The sequence below is a fragment of the Rhodovulum steppense genome, assembly GCF_004339675.1.
Classification (GTDB): domain Bacteria; phylum Pseudomonadota; class Alphaproteobacteria; order Rhodobacterales; family Rhodobacteraceae; genus Rhodovulum; species Rhodovulum steppense.
The window spans coordinates 52,737-62,738 of the sequence record NZ_SLVM01000019.1 but is presented as its reverse complement, the minus strand read 5'-3'; the positions used below and the strand labels follow the sequence as shown (position 1 = coordinate 62,738).

Here is a 10,002-nt window from a genome sequence, read left to right as displayed (position 1 = left end):
GCCGCCCGAACACTCGAGGTCAACTCGTCCAGCGCCGCCGCCGTCTCCTCCAGCGTCGCCGCCTGGTTCTCGGTCCGGTGCGACAGATCCTCCGAGGACGACCGGATCTCGCCCGCGCGCGTGCGGATCTCGGCGGAATTCTCGATCATAGACCCGATCAGGTTGTTCAGCCGGTCGACCGTCGCATTGAAATCGGCCCGAAGCCCTTCGTAATCGGCAGGGAAGGGCGTTTCGAGCGCATGTGTCAGGTCGCCCGCCGCGAGGCGTTCGAGCCCGGCGCGCAGGGTCTGGACCACCTCGGCCCCCTCCTGCTGGCGCTGCCGGGCCGCCGCGTCGAGTTCGCGGGCGGCAGAGAGCGTCTCGCGGAACGCGTCCGCGCTCCGGGCGATCGCGCCGATCTCGTCCCGGCGTCCGGTATGGGGAACCTCGGTGTCCAGGTCGCCGCCGGCCATGCGTTCGAACGCCTTGCCGAGGGTGGGAAGCGGCCGGAACAGCACGTTCAGCAATCCCACCAGCAGCGCGACACCCATCGTCACCATGATCGCCGACAGGATCAGGCTGGTGCGCCGTTGCGCGGCGATGACCGTGTCGATCCGGCTGCGGTCGATACCGACATAGAAGATGCCCCGCACCTCGCCCCCGGCCGAGACGAAGGGCTGGTAGAGGGTCAGGTAGGGCTTGCCCAGGATCATCGCCTCGCCGGTATAGCTTTCGCCCCTCAGCATCGCGGCATGTACGGGATTGTCGCGCCCCAGCACCGTTCCGACGGCGCGGGTGCCGTCCTGCTTGCGGATATTCGTCGAGACGCGCACGAACTCGCCCTGCGCGGCGTCCCAGGCGAAGACCGTCGCCGTTTCGCCCGAGAGCGCGCCCGCGCGGTCGATGATCGAATGATCCGCAAGCCCGGAAACCCCGTCCCAGGTGACCTGTTGGATAGTGCCGTCAGCGGCGGTCGAGACCTCGATCCCGTCGAACCCGGACCGGAACTGGTCGACGACGATTCGCAGCGATGTCGCCTGCTGGCCCAGCGCCGCGTCGCGCATCGCCTGCGCGGACTGGAATTGCAGGACTGCCGACTGCGCGATGCAGAGCGCGAGAAACAGGATGCCCGTGCCCAGGGCAAGCAGGGCTTTCAGCGAGAGGCGGTGGTGCAGCATTCTTCTTCTTCCTTGCGGCGGCGTGCACGCAGTCATGGGTTCCAAACGCTAATATCGCGTGAAAACCTGACCGGAATTCGCCGGTGGAACGGCAATATCGCGTCACGGCCCAGGGTCGGGGGGGGCGTCTCAGCCGGGCCGTCCCTCGCAGGGGATCACGTCGACCTTGTGCGAGGTCGTATGCGTCCCCTCGGTCCTGAGCGAGCCGCGCACGGGGGCGACATCGGCGTAATCGCGTCCGATGGCCACGGCGACATGATCGGTGCCCACCAGCAGGTCGTTGGTCGGGTCGATCTCGATCCAGCCGGTCTCGGCGCCGCACCAGGCACGCACCCAGGCATGCATCGCATCCGCGCCTTCCAGCCGGGGCTGGCCCGGCGGCGGCCTGGTCCGCAGAAAGCCGCTGACATAGCCCGCCGGAATGCCGACCGCCCGCAGCGCGGCGATCGTGACATGGCTGATGTCCTGGCAGACGCCGCGGCGGGCCTCGAAGGCCGCGATGGGCGGGGTCGTGACCTCGGTGGCTTCGGGGTCGAACTCGAACCTTTCATGCAGGTTGTGCGCGATGGCGCGGGTCGCGGCCAGCGCCGACATGTCCGGCGCGACCAGCGCCCCGGCAAAGGCCGCGATCCTGGGCTCGTGGCAGATGCGTTCGGACGCGCCAAGAAAATGATGCGGCACATGCGGACCGATGCCGCGGATCGCCGCGATCTCCTCGCCCAGCCTGCCCAGATCGCTCGACAGGTCGAGCCCGGGCATGCCGCCCGACCGCCGCACGCGGCCGGCAAAGCGGAATGCGATCTCGGTCAGCGGCCGGTCATGGGCGATCTCGGTCGTGGCATTGCCGAAGAAATCGGCCCCGTCGCGGCGGAAATCGGGCGCGGGATCGGTCGAGACGCGGCCCGAGATCAGTTGCTGCACCGCATTGCCGAGCGGCAGCATCCGCAGAAGCGTGCGGCTGGACCCGGCGGGGGCCTCGTAGCTGTAGGTGATTTCCAGCCTGATGTCGTAGTCGGTCGCCATGGCGCTCAACTCAGGTAGCGCGCGGTCAGCGCAACAGAGATGTCCCGGATCGCCCCGCGGGTCTCCAGCAGCCGGGCGGGCGTCATGGCGTCGGGGGCGGCCACCGACAGGTCGGTATGCACCAGCAGGATTCGCCGGGCGAGATCGCTCATCGCGCCGCCTTCGCGGGTGCGGGTCAGCATCGCTTCCTGTTCACGCAGAACGTCGATCTGGAACAGCACCGAGCGCGGGTTGTCCGAATCCAGCGCCAGAAGGTCGATGACGGTGTTGCAACCGCTGGCCATGGGATAGCGGCGGCGATGGGTCATCACGCTGTCGCCCACCTCGATGGCGACATCCAGACTGCCCGGCGGCGCCGCCGGATCGGTCAGGGCCGCCAGCGCCGACAGCATCTGGTCGGCCCGTTCCAGCGCCCGCCCCATGGTCAGGAAGCGCCAGCCGGCAAATCGGAACATGTTGTCATGCACAAGCCCGGCAAAGCCCGCCAGCTTGCGCAGCAATTCGGTCATCCGCCGCGCGGCCTCGTCGCCGGGGCGCACCCGGTTGAACATGCCGCGCGCGGAAAAGGCCAGATCGGTCAGCGCGTGCCAGCCATCGGTCGAGAACCGGTCGCGCACCTTGCCCGCGCAGCCCTGCGCCGCTTCGAACAGTTCGAGGACCGCCATGGGCACCGGCTCGTCGGGATCGACGCCGAAACCTTCGAGATAGCGTTCCATATACGAGATCAGCGGCATCTCGCGATGGCCGACCTCCTCCAGCCGCAGGTGATAGGCGCGCAGCTCGCGCACCCGCGCCTCGGCCCGTTCGACATAGCGGCCCAGCCAGTAGAGATTGTCCGCCGCGCGGCTTGGCAGCACGCCCGGCAAGCGCCGCACGAAGGGGCCGTCCTGCCGCAGGGAAAGGCTTTCGGCAATCACGGGGGCGTCGCTGACCACCCAGACATCGGCGACCGAGCCGCCATTCCTCATCGCCAGCGCCGTGGGGTCGCCGCTGCGTCCGATCCTCGCATAGCCGCCCGGCATCACCTCCCAGCCGCGCGGGGTGCGCGCCAGGACGACCCGGATCAGCATCGGCCGCGGCACCAGTTCCCCCTCGATCATCGCGGGCGTCGTGGACAGCGTCACCGCCTCCTGTCCCACCAGGTTGGCGCCATCGGCCTCGATCCAGTCGCCGACGGGTTTCTGCGCGGAACCGCGGAAATCGCCGCCCAGCGCGGTCAGGGCATCGACCTCGAAGGGCAGGTCGGTCGACAGCGCCCGCCCGATCATCATGCGTTGCAGATTGTCGGTGACATAGGCGCGTTCGGCGGGCTGGCCGCACCACCAGGTCGCGATATTGGGGATCTTCAGCGCCGCACCGGTCAGCCGCTCGCAGATCCGCGGCAGGAACGCCATCATCGCGCGGGCCTCGAGCACGCCCGAGCCCAGGCAGTTCAGCATGGTCAGTTCCTGCGCCCGCAGCGCGGCGACCATGCCCGGCGTGCCCAGCGCCGAGCTTTCGTCCAGTTCCAGCGGGTCGGCAAAGCGCGAATCAAGCCGCCGCCACAGCACGCTGACCGGTTGCGCCCCGTCGATCGTGCGCACGGTCAGCTTGCCGCGCTCGACCTTCAGATCCTCGCATTCCAGCAGCAGAAAGCCCAGATAGCGCGCGATATAGGCATGTTCGAAATAGGTGTCGGTATGCTGGCCCGGGGTCAGGATCGCCACCCGGCTGTCGGTTTCGCCTCGCAGTCCGTTCATCGCATCGCGAAACGCCCGGAAGAACCCGGCCAGCCGCCGGACATTGGCGTTGGGAAACAGGTCGGGAAAGACCCGGGTCGTCGCCATCCGGTTTTCCAGCGCGAAACCCGACCCCGACGGCGCCTGCGTCCGGTCGCCCAGCACCAGCCAGGATCCGTCCGGCGAGCGGCCCACCTCGAAGGCGAGGAAATGCAGGAAATGCCCCGAGCGCGGCCGGATGCCCACGACGGGGCGCAGCCATTCGGGGTTGCGCGCGATCAGGTCGGCGGGCAACAGCCCGTCCGCCACCAGATCGCCCGGCCCGTAAAGATCGGCCATCACCCGTTCCAGCAGGTCCGCCCGCTGGACCAGCCCCTCGGAGAGCCGCTGCCATTCCTCGGCGGCGATCATCACGGGGACATGGGACAGCGGCCAGTCGCGCAGGGTCGATCCGCTGGAGGTGTGCTGGCGGTAATAGACCCCCGCATCATGCAGATACTGATCGCCCCGGGCAAAGCGCTGGGCCAGCTCGTCCGGCGTCTGCCCGGCCAGAAGCTCGATCAGAGGCTGCCAGACCGGCCGGACGCGGCCATCGGGTTGCAACAGCTCGTCGGCCACGCCGGAGGGCGGCTGATAGCCCTGCAAGAGCGCGGCCGCCGGGTCGTCCGGGGCGTGATCGGTCGCGTTCATGTCACAGACCCGGCCCCCGGCGCAGGTCCAGCGTCATGGGGAATTCCGGGTGGGGGTTTTCGGGGGCGGGCCAGTAGCTGCCGGGCGTGTGGCCCATCTTCTCGAACCGCGCCAGACGCCGCGCCTCGGCCTCGTTGGCGTTGACCGGGAAGGTGTCGTAGCTGCGCCCGCCGGGATGGGCGACGTGGTAGGTGCAGCCGCCCAGCGCGCGGCCCGACCAGGTGTCGAAGATGTCGAAGGTCAAGGGCGCGTTGACCGGCAGGACCGGGTGCAGCGCCTCGGCCGGTTGCCATGCCTTGAAGCGGACGCCGCCGATGGCGGTGCCGCTGGTCTGGGTCGCATGCAGCGGCACCGCGCGGCGGTTGCAGGCCACGACATAGCGGCCCGGGTTCGAGGTGGACAGCTTCACCTGCATCCGTTCCACAGAACTGTCGGTATAGCGCACCGTGCCGCCGATGGCGCCGCGCTCGCCCAGCACATGCCAGGGTTCCAGCGCCTGCCGCAGTTCCAGATGCACGCCCTCGTATTCCACCTCGCCGCAGAACGGGAAGCGGAATTCCTGCTGCGCCTCGTACCATTCCGACCGGAAGTCGAAGCCGTGATCGGTGAGGTCGCGCAGCACGCCCAGGAAATCGGCCCAGACGAAATGCGGCAGCATGAAGCGGTCATGCAGTTCCGTGCCCCAGCGCACCGGCTTGCCCTTGAGGGGGTTTTGCCACAGCCGCGCCAGGATCGCCCGGATCAGCACCTGTTGCGCAAGGCTCATCCGCGCGTCGGGCGGCATCTCGAAGCCGCGGAACTCGACCAGCCCCAGCCGCCCGGTCGGCCCGTCGGGGGAATAAAGCTTGTCGATGCACAGCTCGGCGCGATGGGTGTTGCCGGTGACGTCGATCAGGATGTTGCGCAGAAGCCGGTCCACCAGCCAGGGCGCGGGTGCCGCGCCCTCGCCCGGATCGGGGAACTGGCTCAGCGCGATTTCCAGCTCGTAAAGGCTGTCATGCCGCGCCTCGTCGATCCGCGGCGCCTGGCTGGTCGGGCCGATGAACAGCCCCGAGAACAGGTAGGACAGGCTCGGGTGCCGCTGCCAGTAGAGGATGAGCGAGCGCAGCAGGTCGGGCCGCCGCAGGAAGGGGGAATCGTTCGGCGTCGCGCCGCCCACCACCACATGGTTGCCGCCGCCCGTGCCGCAATGCTTGCCGTCGATCATGAACTTGTCGGCGCCCAGCCGGGTCAGCCGCGCCTCCTCGTAGACGCCCAGCGTGATCGCCTTGCACTCCTCCCAATCGGTGGCGGGCTGCACGTTGACCTCCAGCACGCCGGGGTCCGGGGCCACGCGGATCACGTTCAGGCGCGGGTCGTGCGGCGGCGCGTAGCCCTCGATATGGACGGGCAGGCCCATTTCGGCAGCGGTCGCCTCGGCCGCGGCGACGAGGTCGAGGTAATCCTCGGCATCCTCCACCGGCGGCATGAAGACGCAGAGCCGCCCGTCGCGCGGCTCGACCGACAGCGCGGTGCGCACGGTGCCGGTGCCAAGCTCCTGTTCGCGCACATCCTGCACCGCGCCGCCCTCGGTAAAGCGCGCCACGGGCTGGGCATGGCCGGGGCTGGCCGCGGCCACACTCGCCGCGGCGGCGCGGTCGGCTTCGTCGAAATCGGGCAGGGGGCCGTGGTCGATGGTGGGATCGGTGACATAGGTATAGGGAAACTGCGCGGGCGGCACATGGGGCAGGCTGCCCAGCGGCAAGCGATAGCCCACCGGGCTGTCGCCGGGCACGAGGAACAGCTTGCCCCGCCGCATCGTCCAGCGTTCCGACCGCCAGCGCCGCCCGGTCGCCTTCGCCTGCCAGCGCTGGATCGGCAGGATATGGCCCGCGGGGTCCGTCAACCCGCGGGCAAAGACGCGGGCGATGCGGGCGCGTTCCTCGGGGTCCTTCAGTTTCGAGTTCTCGGGCGTGACGTTCTCGGGCAGGCTGCCTTCCTTGATGATCCATTCGGCGGGGTCCTCATAGGCCGGAACCACCATCTCGGGTTCGATCCCCAACCGCTCGGCGATGCCCTTCAGCAGCCTGTCGGACTCCTCGGGCCCCGCCCCGGTCTGCGCCTTCTCTTCGGCGATCAGGTCCGGGTTCTTCCAGATCGGCTTGCCGTCGCGGCGCCAGTAAAGCGAGAAGGTCCAGCGCGGCAGCGTCTCGCCCGGATACCACTTGCCCTGCCCGTAATGCAGGAAGCCGCCGGGCGCGAAACGGTCGCGCAACCGCCGGATCAGCCGGTCCGCCAGCCCGCGCTTCATCGGGCCTACGGCGGCAATGTTCCATTCATCCGACTCGAAATCGTCGATCGAGACGAAGGTGGGCTCGCCCCCCATCGTCAGCCGCATGTCGCCGGCCTTGATCGCCGCATCGACCTGATGGCCGAGCGCGTCCAGCGCGTCCCACGCCTCGTCGGAAAAGGGTTTCGTGATGCGGGGATGCTCGGCGGTGCGATGCACCTCCATGTGGAAGGTGAAATCGACCTCGGCATAGGACGCCATGCCGGTGATCGGCGCGGCGTTGCGGTAATGCGGTGTCGCGGCCAGCGGGATATGGCTTTCGCCGGTCAGCAGCCCGCTGGTCGGGTCCAGCCCGATCCAGCCCGCGCCGGGCAGGTAGACTTCGCACCAGGCATGCAGGTCGGTGAAGTCGTGATCGGTGCCCGGCGGGCCGTCCAGCGCCACCAGATCGGGCTTCAGCTGGATCAGGTAGCCCGAAACGAACCGCGCGGCAAAGCCCAGATGCCGCAGGATCTGCACCATCAGCCAGGACGAATCCCGGCACGAGCCCGATCTCAGGCGCAGCGTGTCCTCGGGCGCCTGCACGCCGGGCTCCATCCGGATCACATAGGCGATCTCGCGTTGCAGCCGGGCGTTCAGGTCGACCACGAAATCCACCGTGCGCAGCGCCCCGCGCGGGATCGTGGCGAGGAAGGCGGCCAGCAGCGGCCCCGCCGGTTCGGGCGTCCGATAGATCGACAGATCGTCCGTCAGATCTGCGGGATAGTCGAAGGGCCATTCCTCGGCCGTTTCGTCCACGAAGAAGTCGAAGGGGTTGTAGACCGTCATGTCGGCCACAAGGTCCACCTCGATCCGGAACTCGCGCACCGGCTCGGGAAAGACGAAGCGCGCCAGCCAGTTGCCGTAGGGGTCCTGCTGGTGGTTCACGAAATGGCCCGCCGGGCTCACCTTCAGCGAATGCGAGATCACCCGCGTCCGGCTGTGCGGCGCCGGGCGCAGGCGGATCACCTGCGGGCCCAGGCTGACCGGACGATCATAGCGGTAATGGGTCAGGTGCCGGATGGAAGCGGTGATCGCCATGGGGATCTCGCGTGGCCAGTGTTGTCCCGCAGCAAAGACGGTTTTCGAAGGGCTTGTAAACCGCTTCGAGGCACTTGGCGCGGCCTCGGGGCCGGTCGTGCCGGACAATGCCGGGATTTGAGGCATCCGTTCAACGGCCGCCGCGCGCCCTGCCGGGGTCGGGCGTCCACCGACCCCGGACGCCTCGGGCGCCCCGTGCGAACCCGGCCCGGAGGTCCGGCGGGGGGGTCGATTGCGCCCCATCTGCGCGTGAATCCTGGCCTTGATCCGGATGACACGAATATCATGATTCAAACATTAATCAGGACATGCGTCCGATATGATGACGTGATTTCAGTTCTCTGAATAATCGGGACTCAGACTTTTCGTGCATTCCCGGCCCCCATCCACACATCCAGAATCCGGCTGCGGAATCGCCGGGCAAGGTGTGGCCTCGCAGGGGCGCAAGACCCCGCGTGCAAGCCGGAACGGGGCCGCCTTTCACCTTGCGGCCGCGGGCGGCGTGGCGCTGGCCCTGCCCGGGCGCCGCCGTCCGTCAGGCCATTGACAGCGCGGGCCGCATCTGTATAAGCGCGCCATCCCGGCCCCCGTGGCCGGGTCTTTCATTGGTGTTGGTGGCCCCCGCAAGGGGATGCCTGTCGGCCCCGGACCAGACCCGGGGCAAAGGACAACGCCCTTCATTGCCGCCCGCGGGCGGCGCCCGATTGAAGGAGATCAGCCGTGACCAAACGCACGTCTGCCAAGTACAAGATCGACCGCCGGATGGGCGAAAACATCTGGGGCCGCCCGAAATCGCCCGTCAACCGCCGCGAATACGGCCCCGGCCAGCACGGCCAGCGCCGCAAGGGCAAGCTGTCCGATTTCGGCATGCAGCTGCGCGCCAAGCAGAAGCTCAAGGGCTATTACGGCGACCTGACCGAAAAGCAGTTCCGCCGCATCTATGCCGAGGCCGAGCGTCAGCGCGGCGATACCGGCGAGCTGCTGATCGGCCTGCTCGAGCGCCGTCTTGATGCGGTCGTCTACCGCGCCAAGTTCGTGCCCACGATCTTTGCCGCCCGGCAATTCGTGAACCACGGCCATGTCCTTGTGAACGGGCAACGGGTCAACATCCCGTCCTACCGCGTCAAGGAAGGCGACGTGATCGAGGTGCGCGACCGCTCCAAGCAGATGGCCGCCCTGCTCGAAGCCGTGCAGCTGGCCGAGCGTGACGTGCCCGATTACATCGAGGTGGACCATTCCAAGATGACCGCGAAATTCGTGCGCACGCCCGGCCTGTCGGATGTGCCCTATCCGGTCATGATGGAACCGAACCTCGTCATCGAATTCTACGCGCAGAACTGATCCTTCCGCGCAGCGAAACGGCCCGAACGGCCCGCCCCGGACAGGGGCGGGCCGTCTGCGTTGCGTGCCGCTTGCCAGCCCGCCTTGCGGGCAGTAACGCTCGGGCCGGGCGCGCCGACAGAAGGGACTCGGGGAATGGCCGAAAAGCTGCCGCTGGAACGCAATTTCGAACGCAGCCTGTTCGCCTCGCGCTGGCTGATGGCGCCGATGTATCTGGGGCTTGTCGTGTCGCTGGGCCTGCTGACGATCGTCTTCCTGCGCGAACTGGCCTATTACGCGCCGCAGGTTCTGACCATGTCCAGCGACAAGGCGATCCTGGCGATCCTGACGCTGATCGACCTGACGCTGGCGGCGAACCTTCTGCTGATCGTGCTGTTCTCGGGCTACGAGAATTTCGTCTCTAAACTCGATATCGGCGAGCATGTCGACCGTCCCGACTGGATGGGCGCGGTTGACTTCTCGGGCCTCAAGATGAAGCTCATCGCCTCGATCGTGGCCATCTCGGCGATCCACCTGCTCAAACGCTTCATGGAGATCGGCCAGCAGGCCGCCGATGCGGTCTTCGGCAGCGAGGAACTGTTCTGGCTGGTGGTGATCCACATGGTCTTCGTGCTGTCGGGCGTGCTGATGGCGGCGATGGACTGGCTGTCGGCGCGGGCCAAAAAAGGCTAGCCGCGCCACCCGTTTTTCCCGCTGGCCTCGTCCCGGCCGCTCGGCTAGGGAT

The 10,002-nt window shown here is 68.0% G+C and carries 6 protein-coding genes; 2 read left to right on the top strand and 4 right to left on the bottom strand.

Annotation, left to right across the window (positions count from 1 at the left end; translation table 11 throughout):
- The 4 genes from EV216_RS12955 to EV216_RS12940 form a co-directional block, all read right to left on the bottom strand.
- Positions 1–1,157, bottom strand: a 1,157-nt coding sequence (locus EV216_RS12955; RefSeq protein ID WP_165899243.1) for a Cache 3/Cache 2 fusion domain-containing protein, incomplete at its 3' end; no start/stop codon positions are given.
- A gap of 129 nt (positions 1,158–1,286) precedes the next feature.
- Entirely contained in the window at positions 1,287–2,180 is an 894-nt protein-coding gene (locus EV216_RS12950) for a transglutaminase family protein (protein WP_132695954.1), read from the bottom strand.
- Positions 2,181–2,185: 5 nt separating this feature from the next.
- Positions 2,186–4,588: a circularly permuted type 2 ATP-grasp protein gene (locus tag EV216_RS12945; RefSeq protein WP_132695953.1), complete on the bottom strand. Its 2,403-nt coding sequence runs from the start codon at positions 4,586–4,588 to the stop codon at positions 2,186–2,188.
- Position 4,589: 1 nt separating this feature from the next.
- Complete coding sequence (locus EV216_RS12940; RefSeq protein WP_132695952.1) at positions 4,590–7,937, bottom strand: transglutaminase family protein; 3,348 nt, start codon at positions 7,935–7,937, stop codon at positions 4,590–4,592.
- A gap of 720 nt (positions 7,938–8,657) precedes the next feature.
- Between EV216_RS12940 and rpsD the strand changes: the two genes are divergently transcribed.
- Together rpsD and EV216_RS12930 are read left to right on the top strand one after the other, a co-directional pair.
- Positions 8,658–9,278 (top strand): 30S ribosomal protein S4, encoded by a 621-nt coding sequence (gene rpsD / locus EV216_RS12935; protein ID WP_132695951.1) that lies wholly within the window; start codon positions 8,658–8,660, stop codon positions 9,276–9,278.
- 135 nt (positions 9,279–9,413) lie between these two features.
- Positions 9,414–9,950 (top strand): TIGR00645 family protein, encoded by a 537-nt coding sequence (locus EV216_RS12930; protein ID WP_132695950.1) that lies wholly within the window; start codon positions 9,414–9,416, stop codon positions 9,948–9,950.
- Positions 9,951–10,002: the final 52 nt, after the last annotated feature.

Coding starts and splice junctions, on each gene's coding strand:
- EV216_RS12950 (WP_132695954.1), bottom strand. CDS start 2,180: ATGGCGACCGACTACGACATCAGGCTGGAAATCACCTACAGCTACGAG.
- EV216_RS12945 (WP_132695953.1), bottom strand. CDS start 4,588: ATGAACGCGACCGATCACGCCCCGGACGACCCGGCGGCCGCGCTCTTG.
- EV216_RS12940 (WP_132695952.1), bottom strand. CDS start 7,937: ATGGCGATCACCGCTTCCATCCGGCACCTGACCCATTACCGCTATGAT.
- EV216_RS12930 (WP_132695950.1), top strand. CDS start 9,414: ATGGCCGAAAAGCTGCCGCTGGAACGCAATTTCGAACGCAGCCTGTTC.